Origin of the sequence: Rhizobium sophorae (genome assembly GCF_013087515.1) — a bacterium.
Lineage (GTDB): Bacteria > Pseudomonadota > Alphaproteobacteria > Rhizobiales > Rhizobiaceae > Rhizobium > Rhizobium sophorae.
The window spans coordinates 256,371-277,388 of sequence record NZ_JABFCN010000066.1 but is presented as its reverse complement, the minus strand read 5'-3'; the positions used below and the strand labels follow the sequence as shown (position 1 = coordinate 277,388).

Sequence of the window (21,018 nt, the reverse complement as noted above, 5' to 3'; positions counted from 1 at the left end):
CATAGTCTCGTCGGTGCATGGCACGCCTTCTCGATTTCACCCGTTCGGGCAATCGACATCGGCGAAGGCCTATGGCTTCATCGAGATGGCGCTTCAGGCGCAAGTCGCGCGACTTTCGACAGGCACGATTTCGGGCGTCCATTGCCGGTTTCGGCGATCACTGGCCTGGCTAGGCCAGCTCCGTGTTGTGTGATCTGGGAGAATAACCATGAGACAGAAAATGGCAGGACGCCTGCCGCAAACCATTCTGGGCGTGTTCGCATCGCTGGCATCAATCGATGCCGCTGCGGCTGCGCCGATCCATCCGACGGTACCGCCGATCACGGTCTCTTCCGGCTTGTGGCAACAGGTCGCGCAAAGCAAGGCACCAACTCTCAATGGATATCGCGGTTATAGCAGCGCCCGGCCCGGCTATACCAAGAGCTCGAACGGCTATTGGTATCCCTCGCGCGCCTTCGCTTCGGACGAACATACCGGCTCGATCGGACGGCCGCAGCGCCTGAACAATGCCTGCAACTACGGTTTTACCCCGACCAACGGCTCGTCCAAATGTAATTATTGAAGCGGCAGGCCTGTCATACAAAGGCCGCCGCGGGTGATCTCTCCCGAGGCGGCCGCTGATTGGCTTGGCAATGATTGGGACGGCGATCAGAAGGTCGCCGTGTGCGGGTCCGGCCCCATGCGGGCGTCGGCGCTATCAAGCTTGGCGATCGCGGCCATATCGTCGGCATCGAGCTTGAAGTCGAACACCTGGAAATTCTCCTCGATGCGCGACGGCGTCACGGATTTCGGGATGACGACGAGGCCGGTGTCGATGTGCCAGCGAATGATGACCTGGGCCGGCGTCTTCTGATGCTTTTTGGCGATCTCGCCGATAACAGGGTTCGAGACGAACTTGCCCTGCCCGAGCGGGCTCCAGGATTCGGTGGCGATATTCAGCTTCTGATGAGCCTCCTGCGCCGCCTTCTGCTGGAAATCGGGATGCAGCTCGATCTGGTTTATGACGGGGACGACGCCAGTTTCACCGATGATGCGCTCGAGATGTTCAGGATAGAAATTCGACACGCCGATCGAGCGGGCGCGGCCCTCTTCCCGGATGCGCACGAAAGCCTTCCAGGTCTCTGTATAAAGGCCGCGATGCGGCGATGGCCAGTGAATGAGATAGAGGTCGACATATTCGGAACCGAGCTTCTTCAGGCTGCCGTCGAAGGCGCGCAGCGTATTGTCATAGCCCTGATCGGTATTCCTGAGCTTGGTGGTGACGAAGATATCCTTGCGGTCGAGGCCGGAAGAGCGGATGCCTTCACCGACGCCCTCTTCGTTATCGTAACCGGAAGCGGTATCGACGTGACGATAGCCGGCGGCGATCGCCGTTCGCACGGTGGGAGCAGCGACCTCCTGCGGCGTCTGCCAGACGCCGAGGCCGACTTGCGGAATGGAATGTCCGTCATGGAAAGTGATGATGGGTTGAGCGGTCACAATATATCTCCGGGAGTTTGAAGAATTGGACGAGGCATGAATTGCACCGCGCCTGCGGATGTCCCTAAACGCATTTCAGCCCGAGCGTTCGGTCACCGAAAACATATAGGCGGCCGCATCCGGAAGACAATCAGACGACGCGGACAATCGTTCCCTTTCGAAGGTGGGGCAGCAGGCGGCGCATATCGCGCAGGCTCACCGCCACGCAGCCCGCCGTCGGCTCGTAGTCTGGCCGGATGAGATGGAAGAAGATCGCCGAGCCGCGATTGCGCGCACGCGAGGAGATGTTCCAATCCATCACCAGACAGACATCGTAGAGCCCGTCGCTGCGCCGCATCTCCTCGTGACTTGCGCTGAACGGCGCGCGCACGAGGCGGTTGTAGCTGGCACTGCCAGACTGATCGCACCAGAGCATGTCGGGGCGGATGCGGCGGATGGAAAGGGGAGTGACGAGCCGGCCGTTCCGCTCGCCGCGCCGGAAGCCTGATATCAGCCTCATCGAGGCGATCGGCGTGGCGCCGTCGCCCTCGCGTTTCATCACGGTGCGGCCGGAGCGGCCGATCGCAGCAGGCACGGTGATGGCGCCAAGCCGGACGATCGCCCGGCTCTTGCGCCCCGGCGCAGGACGCACCATGATCGTCGACGGCGTCATACCTCGCCTCTGCCTTGCTTTTTCCATTTTTCTCGCATGTCGTGCCTTGTCTGGGGCTTCGATTGAAATCATATCGAAACCGACCCGGCAACAGCCCGCTGCCCGATCCTTGCCAAACCAGGAATTTGGCGTAGGACTAGGGGACTTAACATGAGGACGCAAACGGCATGACCGCACGCACCATTCTTCTGGTGGATGACGACGATGACCTTCGACAGACGCTGACGGAGCAATTGTCGCTGTATGAGGAATTCACGGTTCTGCAGGAAGCCAACGCCGGCAAAGGTGTCGCGACCGCCCGCTCGATGCCGATCGACCTGCTGATCATGGATGTCGGCCTGCCCGATATGGACGGCCGCGAGGCAGTGAAGCTGCTACGCAAGGGCGGTTTCAAGGCGCCGATCATCATGCTGACCGGCCACGATACCGATTCGGACACGATCCTCGGTCTCGAAGCCGGCGCCAACGATTATGTCACCAAGCCTTTCCGCTTCGCCGTGCTGCTCGCGCGCATCCGCGTGCAACTGCGCCAGCATGAGCAGAGCGAGGACGCAACCTTCACCGTCGGCCCCTACCTCTTCAAGCCGAGTCAGAAGCTCCTGACCACTGATAACGGCCAGAAGATCCGGCTGACGGAAAAGGAAGCGGCGATCATCCGCTATCTCTACCGCGCCGAACAGAAGGTCGTCACCCGCGACATACTGCTCGAAGAGGTCTGGGGCTATAATTCCGGCGTGACGACGCATACGCTGGAAACCCACGTCTATCGCCTGCGCCAGAAGATCGAGCGCGACCCCTCCAATGCCGAAATCCTCGTCACGGAAAACGGCGGCTACAAGATCATACCCTAGAGCATTTCCGTTTTTCCCTGAATCACGGAAGTGCTCTATCTCTTTGTTTTCACGCAATTCCCGGCAAAAGCGTTTCACGCTTTGCCTGGCAAAACCGCCAGGCACTTTGCTGGAATTGCTCTAAGGCGAAAAGCCCGCATGGCGCTGACCGACGACATTCACATGCTCGCGCAGCTTCCTCTGTTCAAGGACATGAACGAGGATCAGCTGCGGTTGATCGCCTTCGGCGCCGACCGGCGCATGATTGCCGCCGGCCAGATGCTGTTTCGCCAGGGCTCGCCCGCCGAGAGCGCCTATGTCATCCTCAGCGGTAGCCTGGAGCTGAGCGCGACGAGCAGCGACGGCATGCAGAGGACAGGGGGGATCGCCGGTCCGGGAACCCTGGTTTCCGAGCTGGCGCTGGTGACGTTGGTGGAGCGCAAGTTCACCGCGGTAGCACGTGAGGACACCAGCATCATCCGCATCACCCGCGCCCTCTTTCACCGGCTGATCGAGGAATATCCGGACGCAGCCCGGCTGATCGAGAACCGGATCCGCGACAATCTTGCCGAACTCGCGGCAATGGCCGCAAGCCAATTCTACCGCTTCAACTGATCCCTGTTAGCGATAAGAATCCCTGCGCTTCCACGAAGCTGTACCGCTTAGAAATCGAAATGCGCCGTCACTGGCACGTGGTCGGAGGGACGATCCCAGCCGCGCGCCTCCTTCAGGATTTCTATCCGCTTCAGATGCGGCCCGAGATCCGACGACGACCAGATATGGTCGAGACGGCGGCCGCGGTCGGCGGCCTCCCAGTCCTTGGCGCGGTAGCTCCACCAGGTGTAGAGTTTCTCGTTTTCAGGCACATGCTGGCGCATCAGATCGAGCCAGGCGCCGCGCTTCATCACCTCGAGCAACCCCTCGGTTTCGACAGGCGTATGGCTGACGATCTTCAGAAGCTGCTTGTGCGACCAGACGTCATGCTCCAGCGGCGCGATGTTGAGGTCACCGACGAGGATGGCTGAGGTGTTGGCCTCGCCATTGGCTTTCAGCAGCTTCATCTCCTCGATGAAATCGAGCTTGTGGCCGAATTTCGGATTGATCGTGCGATCCGGCTCGTCACCGCCGGCCGGGACGTAGAAATTATGCAGCCGAACACGGCGATTGCCGTGCTCGAAGATCGCCGAGATATGGCGCGCATCGCCGACGCCGCAATAATCCTGCCGGTGATCCTCGGTCAACGGAATGCGCGAGGCGATCGCCACGCCGTGATAGCCCTTCTGGCCATGGATGATGATGTGATCGTAGCCCATCGCCCTCAGCGGTGCCGCTGGAAACAGCTCGTTCGTCACCTTGGTTTCCTGCAGGCAGAGGATATCGGGCCTATGCTTGAGAACCAGTTGCTCGACGATGGGCATGCGCAGCCGCACCGAATTGATATTCCAGGTGGTGATCGAAAAACCCATGCCCAAACCCTTTCACGCTTTCATGAAAGGGCTTTAAAACAAAGGCGGACGCGAGGGAACCGGCCGCTTGTAAAAGGAGCAGCCGATCAACCGAAAAGGCCTCAGTCGCGCGACTGAGGCGTGCCTGGAATGGTCTCATAGGGCACGCGGAAAACGCGATCGTCGAATTGCATGCCGGTTTTGACGTTGAAGATCATCACCGAGGTGTCCTTGCCCTGATTGTCGGTGATCGTCCACTGACGCAGGTCGTAGGTCTTCGGGTCGAACATCATGGTGATGGTCGAGTTTCCGAACACCGTATTGTTGCCGAGCGCGATTGTCGTCAGGTCGGACTCTTCCTTCACGCCCTTCACCATGCCGGCCGACAGATCGATACGCTGCGCCAGAAGTAGGCTGAGCGGGGTTTTGGACAGCGGATAGAGATCCCAGGTCTTCAGCTTCGTATTGCCGATGGCGACGTTCTTGCCGTCGGCGATCACCCGCATCGGCGACGGATCGTCATAGTTGAAGCGCAGCTTGCCGGGGCGCTGGATGAAGAACTTGCCGCCGGTCTGCTCGCCGCGCGGGCCGAACTGCACGAATTCACCCTGCATCGTCGTGACGCCGGAAAAATGATCGGCGATCGCCTGCGCCGTGCCGGAAGCAGGAGCTGCCGCCTGCGCGTAAGCGCCAAGGGGAATGGCGCTCGCTATCACCGCGAGGGCAAAGGCGCCGAGAAGGTCGCGGCGCGTTACCGTCAGGCCGGAGAGGAAGGTATCGGAGTGACTCATCTAAATCTCCTTTATGCGATCTGCATGCTGCCGAAAGGCGGCGTCTTCAAGGCGTTGCGATCGGCCTGCGAGAGGTAACGGCTTCGATGCTATCAGGTTTCCCCAAAAGCGGCTGCATCGGAAATATATGCCTGTTATGTCAGCGGTCGAGGATGTCGCCTTCGGTCGGAACGAGAATCTCGCGTTTGCCGGCATGGTTGGCCGGTCCGATGATGCCCTCCTTTTCCATGCGCTCGACGAGCGAGGCCGCACGGTTATAGCCGATGCCGAGCCGGCGCTGGACGTAGGAGGTCGATGCCTTGCCGTCGCGCAGCACGATGGCGACCGCCTGGTCGTAGGGATCTTCCGATTCGGAAAGATTGGACGTGCCGGCCGGACCGCCGCCGCCACCGCCGTAATCGCCATCTTCGTCGTCATCGGCGGTGATCGCGTCGAGATACTGCGGCGAGCCCTGGGTCTTCAGGTAAGAGACGATCTCTTCCACCTCGACATCCGAAACGAACGGGCCGTGCACGCGCTGGATACGCCCGCCGCCCGCCATGTAGAGCATGTCGCCCATGCCGAGCAGCTGTTCGGCGCCCTGTTCGCCGAGAATGGTACGGCTGTCGATCTTCGAGGTCACCTGGAAGGAAATGCGGGTCGGGAAGTTCGCCTTGATCGTGCCGGTGATAACGTCGACCGACGGACGCTGTGTCGCCATGATCACGTGGATGCCGGCGGCGCGCGCCATCTGCGCCAGACGCTGGACGGCGCCTTCGATATCCTTGCCGGCGACCATCATCAGGTCGGCCATCTCGTCGATGATCACGACGATATAGGGCATCGGCCGCAGATCGAATTCTTCGGTCTCGTACATAGCCTCGCCGGTATGGCGGTCGAATCCCGTCTGCACCGTGCGCGAGATCGCCTCGCCCTTCGACAGCGCCTGCTCGACGCGGGTGTTGAAGCCGTCGATGTTGCGCACGCCGATCTTCGACATCTTCTTGTAGCGCTCTTCCATCTCGCGCACCGTCCATTTAAGCGCGACGACGGCTTTCTTCGGATCGGTGACGACAGGCGAAAGCAAATGCGGGATGCCGTCATAGACGGAGAGTTCGAGCATCTTCGGGTCGATCATGATCAGCCGGCACTGTTCCGGCGTCATGCGATAGAGCAGCGACAGGATCATCGTGTTGATGGCGACCGACTTGCCGGAGCCGGTGGTGCCGGCGACGAGCAGATGCGGCATCTTGGCGAGATCGGCGATCACGGCTTCGCCGCCGATCGTCTTGCCGAGCGCCATGGCGAGCTTCGCCTTGCTGCCCTCGAAATCCCGGGAGGCGATCAGCTCACGCAGATAGACGGTCTCGCGCGTCTGGTTCGGCAATTCGATGCCGATCGCATTGCGGCCGGGCACGACGGCGACGCGGGCGGCAATGGCGCTCATCGAGCGGGCGATATCGTCGGCAAGGCCGATGACGCGCGACGACTTGATGCCGGGCGCCGGCTCCAGTTCGTAGAGCGTGACGACAGGGCCGGGGCGGACATGGATGATCTCGCCCTTGACGCCGAAATCTTCGAGCACGCCTTCGAGCATGCGGGCATTCTGCTCCAGCGCATCGGCCGAAAGCGTGGAGTCGCGCACGACGTTCTTCGGTTCGGCGAGCAGATGCATCGAGGGAAGTTGGAAGCCTTCGGGACGGATGAACGAGCCCTGCGCCTCCCGCTCGATGCGGGCGCTGGGCTTCGGACGCGCGACCACCGGGACGACGCGCGGTTCCGGCTTGCCGGCCGCCTTTGCCGGCGCGCGGATCATCCAGTCGTCGTCGTCATCGTCGTCGGGCAGGATATCGGCCGGGCGCGGCGGCATGTCGTTATCGAAGGGCAGGTCGTCGTCATTATCGTCATCGTCATCGATGGAAAACGATGGTGCGGAGACGATGCGCCGCGGCGAAGCCGCCCTTGCCCCCATCGATGGCTCCATCGACGGCTCCATGCGCTCGCCGCGGACGGTCGGCGCCTTGGCGCGGACGGGTTCGTTCAGCGTGCCGAACTCGTCATCGTTGAAATCATAAGGTGATTCGTAATCGCCCTGGCGCCGCTTGCGCGGCCCCATGCCGAAGAGCCGGCGTAGCCGGCCCTGGCTCATGTACCAGGCATGCGTCACGGCACCGCTGAGAGCGACCCAGCGGGACTCGTCTTCCTCCTCGTCCTCGTCTCCGACGACGCGGGCTTTGCTACTGCGCGTATCGACGTAGTCTTCCTCGATCTCCTCGTCGGCGTCACTGCGGCCGACGAGCCCCGATGCAAAGAGCATCAGCCAGGCGGTCGGCGCGGCGAAGATGCAGCCGACGACCATGGCGAAGGTGCCCGTCGGATAGGCGCCGACGAAGAGTGCGGGAAAACGCAGGATCATGTCGCCGATGACACCGCCGATGCCGTTCGGGATCGGCCAGGTGAGCGGCGGCGGAAAGCAGCCGAGGACGGCGCAGGATAGCACCGAACCGCCGAACCAGGCGCCGGCACGGGCAGGAATACGGCTGAAGCGGCGGCCCGAGATCAGTGTCAGCGCCCAGGCGACGATCGGCAGCATCGAAACGACGCTAGCAAGCCCGAGGAACTGCATGACGATATCGGCAAAGGCAGCACCGCTGTAGCCGAGAATATTCGTCGGCAAGTTGGCGGTCGCATAGGAGTAGCTCGGATCCGCAACATTCCATGTCGCCAGTGCCGCGACGCAGAACGCCAGCAGCAGAAAGATCGCAAAGCCGATGAGCGCCTGGATCTGCCGCAGCATGAATGCCGAGAAGGAGAACCGATCCGGACGGCCATCCATTGCCGGCGACGTGCTTCTTGCCATGTGTCTAACCCGTCCAATGCCTGAGGACACGCGAATCGCTGAAGCTTCGCCGTGCCAAAATGCGTCCGCTCTACCTAATCAGAGCCGGGTTAAAGCGATGTTAACCATGCATGCCTGGACGTGCATTCCGAACCGGGAAATGAAAAAAGCCCGAACCTTGAAAGGTCCGGGCCAAATGCGGTCTATGGTTAGATAGGCCGCGACGGGCCGTGAAGCGGCGCCCTTCTGCCGGGCGCCGCAAACCCTGTGATCAAGAAGAGTGGTAGGCGGCTTCGCCATGGGTCGAAAGGTCGAGACCTTCGCGTTCGGCTTCGACAGTCACACGCAGGCCGATGACGACGTCGACGATCTTGAAGAGGATCGCCGAGCCGATGCCCGACCACAGCAGCGTCGTCAGCACGCCCTTGGCCTGGTTCCAGACCTGGGTTGCCGTGCCGGCATAGGAGGCTGCGAAGTCGGCTGTGGAATAATCGACGATGCCTGCACCACCGAGTGCCGGGTTGACGAGGATACCGGTGCCGAGAGCGCCGATGATGCCGCCGATGCAATGGACGCCGAAGACATCAAGGCTGTCGTCGTAGTTGAACTTGTTCTTCACGACGTCGACGAAGAAGTAGCAGACCGGCGAAACGATGAGGCCGAGAACGATCGCGCCCATCGGGCCGGCAAAGCCTGCCGCCGGAGTGATGGCAACGAGACCGGCGACCGCACCGGAAGCACCACCCAGCATGGAGGCCTTGCCGCGGGTCAGGCTTTCGACGATGCACCAGGACACAGCGGCAGCAGCCGTTGCGACGAAGGTATTGATAAAGGCAAGCGAGGCATAGGAATTAGCTTCGAGGTTGGAGCCGGCGTTGAAGCCGAACCAGCCGACCCAGAGCAGCGAGGCGCCGACCATGGTCAGCGTCATCGAGTGCGGAGCCATGATTTCCTTCTTATAGCCCGTGCGCTTGCCGAGCATGATGGCGCCGACAAGGCCCGCGATACCGGCATTGATGTGAACGACCGTGCCGCCGGCAAAGTCGATTGCGCCGTAGGAGAAGATCAGGCCGGCCGGCGAGGTGTAGGAGCTCGGACCGCCCCAGAACCAGACCATGTGTGCCATCGGGAAGTAGATGAAGGTGACCCAGAGCACGACGAAGAGCATGACGGCCGAGAACTTGACGCGCTCGGCGAATGCGCCGACGATAAGGCCGGGGGTGATGCAGGCAAACGTCATCTGGAACACGATGAAGGTGTATTCCGGAATGGCGACGCCCTTCGAGAAGGTTTCTACGAGCGACGAGGTGTTGACGCCGGCCAGGAAAGCCTTGGAGAAGCCGCCGACGAAGCTGTTCAGCGAACCGCCGTCGGTGAAGGCGAGCGAATAGCCGTAGGTCACCCAGATCAGCGCCACGACGGCCGTGATCATGAAGACCTGCATCAGCACCGAGAGCATGTTCTTGGCACGGACAAGACCGCCGTAGAAAAGCGCAAGGCCGGGGATGGTCATCAGAAGGACGAGCGCCGAGGAGACGAGCATCCAGGTATTGTCACCCTTGTCCATAGTGAGAGCAGGAGCAGCAGCGGCAGTGGCGGCTGGTGCAGCCTCCTGCGCGAAAGCGACGGCCGGCGCCAAAAGGGCGGCCGAAGCTGCGCAAAGACGCGCAAAGGTGGAAGAAAACTTCGAAATTGACATTGGAAAAAGCTCCTTGATCTGCCGTTCTTACAGCGCTTCTGAATCGGTTTCGCCCGTACGGATGCGCACGGCATGGTCGATCGAATAGACGAAGATCTTGCCGTCACCGATCTGACCGGTCTTGGCCGCTGCCGCGATGGCCTCGACCGCCCTGTCGACGAGTTCCGATGCAACCGCGATTTCGATCTTGAGCTTCGGCAGGAAGCTGACTGCATATTCGGTGCCGCGATAGATTTCGGTGTGCCCCTTCTGGCGCCCGTAGCCCTTCACCTCGGTTACGGTCAGCCCCTGAATACCGATCGCCGTAAGGGCTTCGCGGACCTCATCGAGCTTGAACGGCTTGATAATGGCCATCACAATTTTCATCTGGTTTCCCATCCTTCGTTATCCTCGGCGCGGAGCCGACTCTCCTTGCCGCTGACGTTCCTGAACAGCGACCGGCCAATACACATTCAAGGGATGTGCCAGATTCGAGGCGTGTCTTAAGTTATTGAAAAGTAAAGGTTATAATAAAGAGCGCCAATAAACAGGCAAATGATTGGCCAGTAAGCGCACAAATAAAGCGCAAATTTATAAAGTTGCACAATTTTTATTCATTTGCCTTTTTCCGAATCAGGCCTTCCTGCGCAACCGATGCGATCAGGCTACCCGATCGTGTAAACAGGCTACCCCGGGTTAATCCTCTGGCGCCTGAAGCCGACGGACTGTCCTGCGTATAAAGCAGCCAGTCGTCGAGTTTGCAGGGTCTGTGGAACCACATGGAGTGATCGAGGCTCGCCACCTGCAGGCTCTGGTCGAAGATGGACGTTCCGTGCGCATAGAGCGACGTATCGAGCAGCGTCATGTCCGAAAGATAGGCAAGCACCGCCGCCTGATAGAGCCGGTCGTCGGGAACCGGGCCGGTGGCGCGCACCCAGACATCCTGTTTCGGATCGAGCTTCCTGTCGGAAAAATAATGTGTCAGCGAGACGGGACGGATCTCGATCGGCCGCTCGCGCTGCCAGTATTTTCGGATCGCTTCCGGCGCGTGCGCGAGATACTGTTCCTTGATCTGTTGCTCGCCGAGCAGCGCCTCAGGCATCTCCACCTCAGGCATCGCGATCTGATGCTCGAAGCCCGGCTCCTCTACCTGGAAGGAGGCCGACAGCGCGAAGATCGCCTTGCCATGCTGGATCGCGACGACACGCCGCGTGTTGAAGCTCGATCCGTCGCGGATGCGCTCCGCCTGGTAGATGATCGGCACCGTGGGATCGCCGGGACGCATGAAATAAGCATGCAGCGAATGGACGAAACGCTCGCCCTCGATGGTGCGCTGCGCCGCCATCAGCGCCTGGCCGATCACCTGCCCGCCGAAGACCCGCTGCCAGCCGACCTTGGGGCTGCGGCCGCGGAAGATATCGACCTCGATCGGCTCGAGGTCGAGTGTCGAAAGCAGCGTCTCCATCGCCGAAAGCCCGGTCGTCTCGCCCGTCATTTTCTATGTCTCCCAGCGGTAGGAAGTGAAGTTGCGATGATCTATATAGAGCACATCTAAGGCACAAGGTAAGGGAGCGGCGCGATGCTGGACATGCTGGTTGTGGGCGGGGGTTATGTCGGCCTTTCCGCCGCTGTCGCGGTCAAACAGGCAGCACCCCATCTGAATGTCGCGGTCGTCGAGGCGGCTCCCGAGCATGTCTGGAAAAACGATACGCGCGCTTCCGCCATCATCGCGGCGGCGGCAAAGATGCTCGAGGTTTTCGGCATTTGGAACGAGATCGAGCCGGAAGCCCAGCCGATCACCAAGATGATCGTCACCGACTCCAAGACCTCCGATCCGGTGCGTCCGGTTTTTCTGACCTTCGACGGAGAAGTGGCCGACGGCCGGCCTTTCGCCCACATGATCCCGAATGTCGCGATGGTCGCGGCACTCCGCGGCGCCTGCGAGCGGCTCGGCATCGACATCCGCCACGGGCTCGGCGCCACGGAGCTGAAGACCCATGACACCCATGTCACCGTCACGCTTTCGGACGGCAGCGCGCTGGAAACCCGGCTGCTGGTTGCCTGTGACGGCGTGCGCTCGACGCTGCGCGATCTCGCCGGCATCAGGAGCGTTACCTGGGACTACGGCCAGTCCGGCATCGTTGCGACGGTCGAGCATGAGCGGCCACATGACGGCTGCGCCGAGGAACATTTTCTGCCGGCCGGTCCCTTCGCCATCCTGCCGCTCAAGAACAATCGCTCCTCGCTCGTTTGGACCGAGCGGACGCATGAAGCCGACCGGCTGGTCGCCGCCGACGACCTGATCTTCGAGGAAGAGCTCGAACGCCGCTTCGGCCACAAGCTTGGGAACCTGAAAGTGATCGGCGACAAGCGCGCCTTCCCGCTCGGCCTGACGCTCGCCCGCTCCTTCGTCGCGCCTCGTTTCGCGCTGGCCGGCGACGCCGCCCATGGCATCCACCCGATTTCGGGTCAGGGGCTCAATCTCGGCTTCAAGGATGTGGCGGCACTCGCCGAAACCGTGGTGGAGGCCGACCGCCTCGGCCTCGATATCGGCTCGATCAACATTCTCGAGCGCTACCAGACCTGGCGGCGCTTCGACACTTTCCGCATGGGGGTGACGACCGACGTGTTGAACCGGCTCTTCTCCAACGACGCGACGCCGATCCGCATCGCCCGCGACGTCGGCCTCGGCATCGTCGACCGGCTGCCGCGCCTCAAATCCTTCTTCATCGGCCAGGCGGCCGGAACGACGGCAAAGGACAATCCGCGGCTGCTTGCCGGCCAGACGATTTGACCTGTGTTCTTACGAAATTCCGGACGGAAAACTGCGACGTGTTTTAGTCGTCGAGGCGGCGGGCCTCGGACACCAGCATGATCGGAATGCCGTCGCGGATCGGATAGGCCAGCCGCGCCTTTTCCGAGACAAGCTCATTCTGCTCGCGATCATAGGAAAGCCGGCCCTTGGAGAGCGGGCAGACCAGGAGATCGAGCAGCTTTGGATCAACGCGGCTGAGTTTTTCGTCCATGGCTGAAGTCTACTGCAGAACCGTGTCGGAGTCACCGAAGACGCGCGCCAGCACGATTTCGGTAATGGCGATCAGCGTCTCGGCCCGCGTCTTCAGGTCGGGCGCTTCCAGCAGCGCCTGTTTTTCCGCCGGCCCGAAGGGCGACATCATCGCCAGCGAATTGACGAGCGTCAGATTGCTTGCCCGCTCGACGCTCTCCCAGTCCGCCTCCAGCTTGTTGGCATCGAGATAGGCCTTGAAGGCGGTGAGAAGCGCTGCGCGGTCGACCGCCTCCTCCTCGTTTGCGGCCGAGAGATCGGCGATGAAAGGGGCGATACGGAAGATGCGGAAGGGATCGCTGGTCGGTTTCTCCTCCAGCAACCGGAAGCGGCAGACGCCGGTCAGCGATACGATATAGCGCCCATCGCCGGTCTCGGCGAAGGAGGTGATGCGGCCGAGGCAGCCGACAGCGGCAAGGTTGGGCTCGCCGCCCTTGTCCTCATGTTCGCCGAGTGCCGGCTGCACCATGCCGATCAGCCGGTTTCCGCTCAGTGCCGCATCCAGCATCGCCAGATAGCGCGGCTCGAAAATGTTGAGGGGAAGCTGCCCGGCCGGCAGGAGAAGGGCGCCGGTCAGGGGGAAGACAGCGATTGAATCAGGCAGATCGCCCGGCTTCAGGTATCTGGCATTCCCGACTTGCATGAAACCGTCCCACATTCTTGTAACGGGCTTGCCCGTCCTGACGAGAATGTGGTGCCCTCGTCCGAAAACGCAAGGGCAGATGCTCGAACTTACAGCGCCGCGCGTCTTTTTAGACGCGCAAATCACGCTGCAACACTTTGAATCGCTGCATAATTTAATCCTTAAATCGATTCCGATTTAAGGAATTATGCAGTGGCGAATACCCCGAAAATCGGAATCGACTTTCGGAAAAGATCATGCCCGGATTCAATGCGACAGACCGTCCGTAGCGCGTCCTGTCGGACACCGGCGCCCTACGAGAACAGCATCGCCGAAAGCTTGCGGCGCGCTGCAACCGTCGCCGGATCCTTGAAGCCCCAGACCTCGAAGAACTGTAGCAGCTGGCGGCGGGCGCCATCATCGTCGAAGGTGCGGTCCTTGCGCATGATCAGCAGCAGATGGTCGGCCGCCTCGTCGCGCCGGCCTTCGACATTGCGGATCTTGGCAAGCTTCAACCGCGCCTCGTGATCGTCGGGATTGGCGGCCAGTTCGCGCTCGAGCGCAACAGGATCGCCGAGCTTGCGGGCCTCCTCGATCTGCTCGAGCTTCATCAGCACGGCCTGGATGCCGGCGTCTTTCGCCAGCTCTTCCGGCAATTCCGTCAGGATTTCGCGTGCCCGCTGATGCTGGTTGGCGGCAATCATGCATTCGGCCATGCCGGCAAGCGCCTTGGCGTTCTCGGGATCGGCCTGCATGACGGCGCCATAAAGCTGAGCGGCCTCGTTGATATTGCCGGCGGCAAGCAGTTCCGCCGCTTCCACAAGCACGGCTTCGATTTCGGCCGCCTCATCGGCGCCGGCCGGACCGGCGATACGGTCGATGAACTGCTGGATCTGGCTTTCCGGCACCGCGCCCATGAAACCGTCGGCAGGACGGCCGTTGACGAAGGCGATGACAGCGGGGATCGACTGGATGCCGAGCTGGCCGGCGATCGAGGGATGATCGTCGATGTTCATCTTGACCAGCCGGACGCGGCCCTTGGCCTCGTTGACTACCTTTTCCAAGACCGGCGTCAGCTGCTTGCACGGACCGCACCAGGGCGCCCAGAAATCGACCAGCACCGGCTGCTTGCGCGATTCCTCGATGACGTCCTTGGCGAAATTCGCGGTCGTCGTATCCGTGATGTAGCTGCCGGCCGCAGCCGCGGGTTCCGGCGCAGCACTAAAGCGTGTCGTCGCCGTCATCTGATTTCCGAAGGAACCGTTATAGGGGTTGTCGCTGCCGCTCATAGGTATCTCCCGCCGCGCCGATCCTGCCGGCGTCTTTGCTAAAGCATGTCGCGCAAAACTGTGTGGCGGTTTTGCGATAAAGACATGCGCAAAACCAAAGACTAAAGCGCGACAAGCGAATCTAAAAGATCGCGACGCGCTTTAGCGCTAAAATCGTATGTCAGGACGTCACTTTCAATACAAGCGGCTTATGTCCCGTCGCTTCCATAAAGCGGATAAGGTCGCTGCTCGCAATCGACGTCGTCGCATCGTTGGATAGCGGATGGCAGTTGACGATCTCGTGCGCCATCAGCTCTGCATCGAGCACGAAGGTGACATTCTCCGCAGTATCGTTGATCGCGCCGAAGGCCGTCACCGAGCCCGGAGCAACGCCGAGATACTCCATCAGCTTCTCCGGCCTGCCGAAGGAGACCCGGCCGGACCCGCCGATCAAATTATGCACCTGCTTGAGATCGACTTCGGCATTTTCCTCCACGGTCAGCAGAAAATACCTGTCCTTCTTGTCTTTGACGAACAGGTTCTTGGTGTGGCCGCCGGGGATTTCATCGCGCAGGGCCACTGATTCCGCCACGGTGAAGACCGGCGCATGGTCGACCGTCTTATGGGCGATGCCGAGCCCGTCGAGAAAGGCAAACAATTCTTCTCTTGTCTTCGGGGCATTTTCGGACATGGGGCAATCCATTGGACAGGAAGGGAAAAAAGCGAGGCGTCCTGATTAAGTCGGTCCACGTCGTTTGGCAATCTTTGCGACCGACGCTTTGCCCCGCATTTGCGGCCTTTCCGCCGGGCGTCTGCGAACACTGGAATTTTTCTTCGCCTCTCCGTCATTTCCCTGTTGCATTTGAAAACCCGTTAGGCCATATAGCGCCGGTCGCCGCGAGGCGGCGCCCACGGTCCAACAACTACCCCGGACCGATGCGGATTGAGCGGGTGTAGCTCAGGGGTAGAGCACAACCTTGCCAAGGTTGGGGTCGAGGGTTCGAATCCCTTCGCCCGCTCCAGTTTCTCCCGACTTGTTCAGCTTGGATACACGGACGGCACGATGTCCGTCCCGCTAGTTCGGGCCGCTCGTAGCTCGCACATGTTTGTCAAGGTGCGGCTTCTTCGTTGCGCGATTGCCGAAAATAACGGCGACATATTTACTGCTTGAAGCAGTGCTCGCGGTGCCATTGCAGAAAATGCGCATGCGGTCGCTCAAATGCTCTTCGGGGCGCAATCGCGCGACCGGTTTTGTTGATAAAACCCCGTACTGCATCGGGATCATTGACCTGTCGTGAAATCAGAATCTCGAGATTGTCGGTGAGCCCGATCAATCCTCGATCAAACATCCAATGGGCCGTGCCGGATAGAGCAATCCCATTGCTGACGATATCGGGACCGTTCGCCTCGACCGGCCGGATATGCGCCGCATCGACTTCTGCCCGCCCTCCGCCATTGATCAACTTGAGCCCGGTAATTGCGCAGCGCTTATCATAGGCGCTCAAAACGACTTGGCGAAAAACGCGATCTCGCACAATTCGGGACGCTATATAGCTCACTCGGTCGCGGCTCTGTTCGAATTGGAATGGCGCTTGCTCTTCCCCAAAACCTGGAGGCGATGCCCTCGCATCGACGCGTGGCAACAATGGTTCGCGATCATCGAGGCCCAGCGCAACGATGCGGCTGAAGTCGTCCGTCGAGATTGGACGAACCGCCGACTGCGCGCGGCCGGAAATTCGACCTTCCGCGTTTAGCACACCGCGCTCGACGACACCGTCGGCACCGCTGAAGGGAACTGGGTGGACGAAGTCGAGATAACTTCCAGGTTCGATCAGCGCTAGATACATGCCCGATGTGGTGGAATCTCGAACGACTTGCTGCACCTTCGCTACAGCAAAATAACCTCGAGTCTCGGAGACCTTTCGAGGCTCGTAGTAAATAATCCAGTCGCCGACGCATGCTTGGACACGATGGAGATACTGGCTGGGAAACTGATATTGCTCCGCCGGGCTGTCGTCATAGATCGAATCTGAGCGGTGGATGAAAACCCCTAATCCCATGATCGTCGTATAACATATCCGTTTTGGCTGCACAGGCACCACACCACCCACTCGCCTGCGCCCCCCAATCAAGCTCGTAATTATTTTGGTTGATTGGTTCGATTGTAAATTTATTGTCGGGGCAAAATGGACGCGTCTTTGAATAGGGAACCTTTATGTTCAGTTTATCGCAACGCGAGTTCCTTTGGACGACATTGATCCTCACCTGGCGCATCGACGCCAGCGTCTGCGCCGGGTGCCGCCACCACCCATAAATTCCTGATTGCTCCCAACATCAACTGAGGTTTCCTATGCGCATCGCCGTCGGTGGCATTCATATCGAATGCAGCACATACAATCCCGTCTTGAACGAAGAGAAGGATTTCCGCATCGTGCGCGGCGAGGCGCTGCTGGCAGCGCCCTATTTCGCCTTCCTCAAGGATTACGATGCCGAGTTCCTGCCGACGATCCATGCCCGGGCCATTGCCGGTGGCCCGGTTTCGCGTGCCACCTACGAGGCCTTCAAGGGTGAATTCCTCGAGCGGCTGAAGCCGATGCTGCCGCTCGACGGTCTCTATCTTGCCATGCACGGCGCCATGTATGTCGAGGGCATGGAGGATGCCGAGGGCGACTGGATCAGTGCGGCCCGTGCGCTGGTCGGCGAAGATTGCACGGTTTCGGCAAGCTACGACCTCCACGGCAACGTCACCCAGCGCATCATCGATGCGCTCGACATCTATTCCACCTACCGCACCGCACCGCATATCGATGTCGAGGAGACGATGCGCCGCTCCGTCTCCATGCTGGTGAAAAGCCTGAGAACCGGCGAGAGGCCGATCGTTCTCTGGGCGCCAATCCCCGTCGTGCTGCCCGGCGAGCGCACCAGCACCGTCGATGAGCCGGCAAAGAGCCTCTATGAGATGCTGCCGGGGATCGATGCAATCGACGGCGTCTGGGATGCATCGCTGATGGTCGGCTATGTCTGGGCCGACGAACCGCGCGCCACCGCCGCCGCCATCATGACCGGCACCAACCGCACCGCGTTGGAGCGCGAGGCCAAACGTCTCGCGAGGGCGTATTGGGATGCGCGCGAAGACTTCGTCTTCGGTTGCGAGACCGGTTCGCTCGAGGAATGCGTCGAAAGGGCGATCGCAAGCCCGACCGCCCCTGTGGTGCTGGCCGAATCCGGTGACAACCCGACAGGTGGCGGCGTCGGGGACCGGGCCGACGTGCTGGCCGAGCTGATCGCCAGGGGTGCCACCGGCGTCGTCTTTGCCGGCATCGCCGACAAGGCGGCGACCGAGGCCTGTTATACCGCCGGCATCGGCGCGGAACTGGAGCTCAGCGTCGGCGCCTCGCTCGATACCAAGGGCAGCAAGCCGGTCTCTGCCCGCTTCACCGTCAAATTCCTGCATGAGACATCAGATTCCACTGACCGCCAGGCGGTGGTTTCGGTCAGTGGCATCGATCTCGTGCTTTCCGCCAAACGCCGGCCCTATCACAATATCGTCGATTTCACCCAGCTCGGCCTCGACCCGCACCGGGCGAAAATCATCGTCGTCAAATCGGGCTATCTCTCGCCGGAACTGGCGCCGATCGCCAACCCGAACCTGATGGCGCTATCAACAGGTGTCGTCGACCAGTTCGTCGAGCGCCTGCCGCGGCTGCGCAAGCAGCATCCGACCTACCCCTTCGACAAGGATTTTGCCTTCGAGCCGCAGGTCTTTCTCTCCGCACGCTCGACGCCGGCCTGAGTTTCACCTGAACCAATTGCGTTTTCTGGATGATAGTGACGATCGCGGCGCCGCCCTGTCGCCGCGATCGACTGTTTTCCCGTCCCGCGACAATAGCAGCAATTGAGCAAAAAACGGGCAGATTTCCATTTGCACAAAAAAGCGCTTGACGGTCAGCACGATTTGGTTTGCACTGAACCAATAGAAAATTGGTACGGACCATTTAAGCTAATGCCGATGGATGAGACGCAGGGCAATTCGAATTATGCGCTGGAAAGGCTGAGGGCCCTCCTGCGGTCCGACAGTCTCGACGCCGACGGCAAGCTGCCGACCGAGCGCACCCTTTCGGAAATGCTTGGCGTCGGCCGCCGTGCCGTCCGTCGCGCCCTCGAAGTGCTGGAGGCCGAGGGGCGCATCTGGCGCCGCCAGGGCTCCGGCACCTATGCCGGCCCGCGCCCCGACGGCTGGAGCGATCATGTCGGCTCGATCGTTGCCGGCACCGATCTCATGGAAGTCATGGAAGTGCGCCTGCGCATCGAGCCGCAGCTTGCCCAGCTTGCCGCCATGCGCGCCAAGGCCGCCGATATCGAGCGCATGTATGATCTGGTGAAAAAGATCTACGAAAGCACCGATGCCGATGGGCGCGAACTCTGGGACGGGGCGCTGCACCGCCAGATCGCCCAATGCGCCGGCAACGGTTTCTTCCTCACCATCTTCGACGTCATCAACCGGGTGCGCCAGGACGAGACCTGGCAGACGATCCGCGAGCGCGCCCGCAGCGCCAGCCGGACGCGGCCCGTCACGTTTAACCAGCACACGGCGATCGTCGATGCGATCGCCGCCCGCGATCCGGCCAGGGCAGGCGAAGCGATGCGCCAGCATCTGCTGACGCTGCAGGAAAGCCTCGTCCGCATCACCTCGCTCGATCACAGCGAAACGGAGGTCGACAAGACCCTCGCCTGAACTGGGAGGTGAACAGAGAAAAGAGACAGGCGGGTCGTAACCGCCGGAATGGAAGCAAAAACCAAGCAAAAACAGAACAGAGGAGAATGGAATGAAGATCGCCAAATTGCTGACCGCCACCGTTGCCGGCGCGCTGTTTGCGCTTCCTGCCTTCGCCGTCGACCTGAAGATCGGCCTGCAGGACGATGCCGACGTGCTCGATCCCGCGCAGTCGCGCACCTTCGTCGGCCGCATCGTCTATACCGCGATGTGCGACAAGCTCGTCGACGTCTCGCCGGATCTGAAGATCGTGCCACAGCTTGCCACCGAATGGAGCTGGTCGGCCGACGGCAAAGAACTCACCATGAAGCTGCGCCAGGGCGTCAAGTTCCACGACGAGACCCCGTTTAACGCCCAAGCCGTCGTCGCCACCATCGAGCGCAACATCACCCTGCCGGAATCACGCCGCAAGAGCGAGCTCAGCTCGGTCGCAAAGGTCGAGGCGACGAGCGAATACGAGGTCAAGTTCACCCTCAAGGCGCCTGACGTCACCCTTCTTGCCCAGCTTTCCGACCGCGCCGGCATGATCGTCTCGCCGAAGGCCGCCAAGGAACTCGGCGCCAAGTTCGGCGATCATCCGGTCTGCGCCGGCCCGTTCAAGTTCGTCGAGCGCGTCCAGCAGGACCGCATCGTGCTCGAAAAATTCCAGGACTACTGGAACAAGGACAAGATCTTCATCGACAAGCTGACCTATCTGCCGATCCCGGATACGACGGTGCGCCTCGCCAACCTGCGTTCCGGCGATCTCGACATGATCGAGCGCCTGGCGGCGACCGACGCTGAAGCCGTGAAGGCGGATTCGAGCCTCGTCTATGCCGACGCCGTCGGCACCGGCTACATGGCGCTCTATACCAATATCGGCAATGGTGCGCGTGCCGACAATCCTTTCGGCAAGGACAAACGCCTGCGCCAGGCCTTCTCGCTGGCGATCGACCGCGATGCCGTCAACCAGATCGTCTATGAAGGCACGGCCGTCTCCGGCAACCAGCCCTTCCCACCAAGCAGCCCGTGGTTCGACAAGGATATTCCCGTCCCCGCCCGTGATCTCGACAAGGCCAAGGCCCTGATCAAGGAAGCCGGCTTCGACCGCGTGCCGATCGAGCTGCAGATCCCCAACAATCCCGTCGCCATGCAGATGATGCAGATCATCCAGTCGATGGTCGGCGAAGCCGGCTTCGACGTCAGCCTGAAATCGACGGAATTCGCCACGCTGCTCAGCGAGCAGACGGCCGGCAACTATCAGCTCAGCCGTTCCGACTGGTCCGGCCGCGTCGATCCCGATGGCAATATCCATCAGTTCATCACCTGCAAGGGCGGTATCAACGACACGAAATACTGCAATCCCGAGGTGGACAAGCTGCTGAACGAAGCCCGTGCATCGACCGACGATGCCGTGCGCAAGCAGAAATACGATGCCGCCGCCGTCATCCTCAACGATGATCTGCCGATCATCTATCTCGGCCATCAGTCCTGGATCTGGGCGCTGCACAAGAACATCACCGGCTTCGTTCCCTCGCCGGATGGGATGATCCGTCTCGTCGGTGTCAAGAAGGCCGGCTGACCATAAGCAAATCATGCGGCGCAAACCCTCCGCCGC

20 protein-coding genes and 1 tRNA gene are annotated in these 21,018 nt (G+C 61.0%); 8 read left to right on the top strand and 13 right to left on the bottom strand.

What is annotated here, in order from left to right; genetic code table 11:
• Nucleotides 1-208 precede the first annotated feature (208 nt).
• Nucleotides 209-562, top strand: coding sequence for a cell surface protein (locus G9X64_RS33525; RefSeq protein ID WP_168312953.1), 354 nt, complete (start codon nt 209-211; stop codon nt 560-562).
• Nucleotides 563-648: 86 nt separating this feature from the next.
• On the opposite strand, the gene G9X64_RS33520 is transcribed toward G9X64_RS33525, so the two are convergent.
• Nucleotides 649-1,479, bottom strand: coding sequence for an aldo/keto reductase (locus tag G9X64_RS33520; protein ID WP_171378279.1), 831 nt, complete (start codon nt 1,477-1,479; stop codon nt 649-651).
• A gap of 130 nt (nt 1,480-1,609) precedes the next feature.
• Nucleotides 1,610-2,131 carry a L,D-transpeptidase family protein gene (locus G9X64_RS33515; RefSeq protein ID WP_171378278.1) on the bottom strand — a complete coding sequence of 174 codons (522 nt, stop codon included), beginning with the start codon at nt 2,129-2,131 and terminating at the stop codon, nt 1,610-1,612.
• Between the two features lie 167 nt (nt 2,132-2,298).
• Here G9X64_RS33515 and G9X64_RS33510 point away from each other — a divergent pair, with 167 nt between their 5' ends.
• Together G9X64_RS33510 and G9X64_RS33505 are read left to right on the top strand one after the other, a co-directional pair.
• Nucleotides 2,299-2,982, top strand: a complete 684-nt coding sequence (locus G9X64_RS33510) for a response regulator transcription factor (RefSeq protein ID WP_027666953.1) — start codon at nt 2,299-2,301, stop codon at nt 2,980-2,982.
• Between the two features lie 138 nt (nt 2,983-3,120).
• A complete protein-coding gene (locus tag G9X64_RS33505; protein WP_171378277.1) occupies nt 3,121-3,576 on the top strand; it encodes a cyclic nucleotide-binding domain-containing protein in 456 nt (151 codons plus the stop codon).
• 47 nt (nt 3,577-3,623) lie between these two features.
• Here the strand turns inward: G9X64_RS33505 and G9X64_RS33500 are convergent, their stop codons facing one another.
• The 6 genes from G9X64_RS33500 to tesB all read right to left on the bottom strand — a co-directional run bounded on the left by G9X64_RS33500 (nt 3,624) and on the right by tesB (nt 11,188).
• Nucleotides 3,624-4,427, bottom strand: a complete 804-nt coding sequence (locus G9X64_RS33500) for an exodeoxyribonuclease III (RefSeq protein WP_168313627.1) — start codon at nt 4,425-4,427, stop codon at nt 3,624-3,626.
• Nucleotides 4,428-4,528: 101 nt separating this feature from the next.
• A complete protein-coding gene (locus G9X64_RS33495) occupies nt 4,529-5,197 on the bottom strand; it encodes an outer membrane lipoprotein carrier protein LolA (RefSeq protein ID WP_168314853.1) in 669 nt (222 codons plus the stop codon).
• 139 nt (nt 5,198-5,336) lie between these two features.
• A complete protein-coding gene (locus G9X64_RS33490) occupies nt 5,337-8,036 on the bottom strand; it encodes a DNA translocase FtsK (protein WP_171378276.1) in 2,700 nt (899 codons plus the stop codon).
• A gap of 250 nt (nt 8,037-8,286) precedes the next feature.
• Nucleotides 8,287-9,714 carry an ammonium transporter gene (locus G9X64_RS33485; protein WP_171378275.1) on the bottom strand — a complete coding sequence of 476 codons (1,428 nt, stop codon included), beginning with the start codon at nt 9,712-9,714 and terminating at the stop codon, nt 8,287-8,289.
• 27 nt (nt 9,715-9,741) lie between these two features.
• Nucleotides 9,742-10,092, bottom strand: coding sequence for a P-II family nitrogen regulator (locus G9X64_RS33480; protein WP_017962468.1), 351 nt, complete (start codon nt 10,090-10,092; stop codon nt 9,742-9,744).
• A 211-nt stretch (nt 10,093-10,303) separates the two neighbouring features.
• Nucleotides 10,304-11,188, bottom strand: coding sequence for an acyl-CoA thioesterase II (tesB, locus tag G9X64_RS33475; RefSeq protein WP_168309107.1), 885 nt, complete (start codon nt 11,186-11,188; stop codon nt 10,304-10,306).
• Nucleotides 11,189-11,272: 84 nt separating this feature from the next.
• Here tesB and G9X64_RS33470 point away from each other — a divergent pair, with 84 nt between their 5' ends.
• The gene (locus tag G9X64_RS33470) at nt 11,273-12,487 is read left to right on the top strand and encodes a ubiquinone biosynthesis hydroxylase (protein ID WP_168314856.1); all 1,215 of its coding nucleotides are present in this window, start codon (nt 11,273-11,275) and stop codon (nt 12,485-12,487) included.
• Between the two features lie 43 nt (nt 12,488-12,530).
• Here the strand turns inward: G9X64_RS33470 and G9X64_RS33465 are convergent, their stop codons facing one another.
• The 4 genes from G9X64_RS33465 to G9X64_RS33450 all read right to left on the bottom strand — a co-directional run bounded on the left by G9X64_RS33465 (nt 12,531) and on the right by G9X64_RS33450 (nt 15,338).
• Nucleotides 12,531-12,719, bottom strand: a complete 189-nt coding sequence (locus tag G9X64_RS33465) for a Trm112 family protein (RefSeq protein ID WP_017966162.1) — start codon at nt 12,717-12,719, stop codon at nt 12,531-12,533.
• 9 nt (nt 12,720-12,728) lie between these two features.
• A complete protein-coding gene (locus G9X64_RS33460) occupies nt 12,729-13,415 on the bottom strand; it encodes an LON peptidase substrate-binding domain-containing protein (protein WP_171378274.1) in 687 nt (228 codons plus the stop codon).
• Between the two features lie 278 nt (nt 13,416-13,693).
• Entirely contained in the window at nt 13,694-14,668 is a 975-nt protein-coding gene (gene trxA, locus G9X64_RS33455) for a thioredoxin (protein ID WP_168314857.1), read from the bottom strand.
• Nucleotides 14,669-14,828: 160 nt separating this feature from the next.
• Complete coding sequence (locus G9X64_RS33450; protein ID WP_171378273.1) at nt 14,829-15,338, bottom strand: prolyl-tRNA synthetase associated domain-containing protein; 510 nt, start codon at nt 15,336-15,338, stop codon at nt 14,829-14,831.
• Nucleotides 15,339-15,594: 256 nt separating this feature from the next.
• Here G9X64_RS33450 and G9X64_RS33445 point away from each other — a divergent pair.
• Nucleotides 15,595-15,669 (top strand) — tRNA-Gly (locus G9X64_RS33445).
• Nucleotides 15,670-15,807: 138 nt separating this feature from the next.
• Here G9X64_RS33445 and G9X64_RS33440 read toward each other — a convergent pair.
• On the bottom strand, nt 15,808-16,707 hold the full coding sequence (locus tag G9X64_RS33440) for an HNH endonuclease (protein WP_168309280.1): 900 nt from the start codon (nt 16,705-16,707) through the stop codon (nt 15,808-15,810).
• A gap of 290 nt (nt 16,708-16,997) precedes the next feature.
• On the opposite strand from G9X64_RS33440, the gene G9X64_RS33435 reads away from it, so the two are divergent.
• The 3 genes from G9X64_RS33435 to G9X64_RS33425 all read left to right on the top strand — a co-directional run bounded on the left by G9X64_RS33435 (nt 16,998) and on the right by G9X64_RS33425 (nt 20,982).
• Nucleotides 16,998-18,440: a M81 family metallopeptidase gene (locus G9X64_RS33435; RefSeq protein WP_171378272.1), complete on the top strand. Its 1,443-nt coding sequence runs from the start codon at nt 16,998-17,000 to the stop codon at nt 18,438-18,440.
• 210 nt (nt 18,441-18,650) lie between these two features.
• Entirely contained in the window at nt 18,651-19,382 is a 732-nt protein-coding gene (locus tag G9X64_RS33430; protein ID WP_171378271.1) for a FadR/GntR family transcriptional regulator, read from the top strand.
• A gap of 91 nt (nt 19,383-19,473) precedes the next feature.
• The gene (locus G9X64_RS33425) at nt 19,474-20,982 is read left to right on the top strand and encodes an ABC transporter substrate-binding protein (protein ID WP_171378270.1); all 1,509 of its coding nucleotides are present in this window, start codon (nt 19,474-19,476) and stop codon (nt 20,980-20,982) included.
• The last annotated feature ends 36 nt before the right edge of the window (nt 20,983-21,018 follow it).

What these genes read in the sequence shown, in the direction of transcription:
- G9X64_RS33525 (WP_168312953.1), top strand. Translation starts at nt 209, where the DNA reads ATGAGACAGAAAATGGCAGGACGCCTGCCGCAAACCATTCTGGGCGTG.
- G9X64_RS33515 (WP_171378278.1), bottom strand. Translation starts at nt 2,131, where the DNA reads ATGACGCCGTCGACGATCATGGTGCGTCCTGCGCCGGGGCGCAAGAGC.
- G9X64_RS33510 (WP_027666953.1), top strand. Translation starts at nt 2,299, where the DNA reads ATGACCGCACGCACCATTCTTCTGGTGGATGACGACGATGACCTTCGA.
- G9X64_RS33505 (WP_171378277.1), top strand. Translation starts at nt 3,121, where the DNA reads ATGGCGCTGACCGACGACATTCACATGCTCGCGCAGCTTCCTCTGTTC.
- G9X64_RS33500 (WP_168313627.1), bottom strand. Translation starts at nt 4,427, where the DNA reads ATGGGTTTTTCGATCACCACCTGGAATATCAATTCGGTGCGGCTGCGC.
- G9X64_RS33495 (WP_168314853.1), bottom strand. Translation starts at nt 5,197, where the DNA reads ATGAGTCACTCCGATACCTTCCTCTCCGGCCTGACGGTAACGCGCCGC.
- G9X64_RS33490 (WP_171378276.1), bottom strand. Translation starts at nt 8,036, where the DNA reads ATGGCAAGAAGCACGTCGCCGGCAATGGATGGCCGTCCGGATCGGTTC.
- G9X64_RS33485 (WP_171378275.1), bottom strand. Translation starts at nt 9,714, where the DNA reads ATGTCAATTTCGAAGTTTTCTTCCACCTTTGCGCGTCTTTGCGCAGCT.
- G9X64_RS33480 (WP_017962468.1), bottom strand. Translation starts at nt 10,092, where the DNA reads ATGGGAAACCAGATGAAAATTGTGATGGCCATTATCAAGCCGTTCAAG.
- tesB (WP_168309107.1), bottom strand. Translation starts at nt 11,188, where the DNA reads ATGACGGGCGAGACGACCGGGCTTTCGGCGATGGAGACGCTGCTTTCG.
- G9X64_RS33470 (WP_168314856.1), top strand. Translation starts at nt 11,273, where the DNA reads ATGCTGGACATGCTGGTTGTGGGCGGGGGTTATGTCGGCCTTTCCGCC.
- G9X64_RS33465 (WP_017966162.1), bottom strand. Translation starts at nt 12,719, where the DNA reads ATGGACGAAAAACTCAGCCGCGTTGATCCAAAGCTGCTCGATCTCCTG.
- G9X64_RS33460 (WP_171378274.1), bottom strand. Translation starts at nt 13,415, where the DNA reads ATGTGGGACGGTTTCATGCAAGTCGGGAATGCCAGATACCTGAAGCCG.
- trxA (WP_168314857.1), bottom strand. Translation starts at nt 14,668, where the DNA reads ATGAGCGGCAGCGACAACCCCTATAACGGTTCCTTCGGAAATCAGATG.
- G9X64_RS33450 (WP_171378273.1), bottom strand. Translation starts at nt 15,338, where the DNA reads ATGTCCGAAAATGCCCCGAAGACAAGAGAAGAATTGTTTGCCTTTCTC.
- G9X64_RS33440 (WP_168309280.1), bottom strand. Translation starts at nt 16,707, where the DNA reads ATGGGATTAGGGGTTTTCATCCACCGCTCAGATTCGATCTATGACGAC.
- G9X64_RS33435 (WP_171378272.1), top strand. Translation starts at nt 16,998, where the DNA reads ATGCGCATCGCCGTCGGTGGCATTCATATCGAATGCAGCACATACAAT.
- G9X64_RS33430 (WP_171378271.1), top strand. Translation starts at nt 18,651, where the DNA reads ATGCCGATGGATGAGACGCAGGGCAATTCGAATTATGCGCTGGAAAGG.
- G9X64_RS33425 (WP_171378270.1), top strand. Translation starts at nt 19,474, where the DNA reads ATGAAGATCGCCAAATTGCTGACCGCCACCGTTGCCGGCGCGCTGTTT.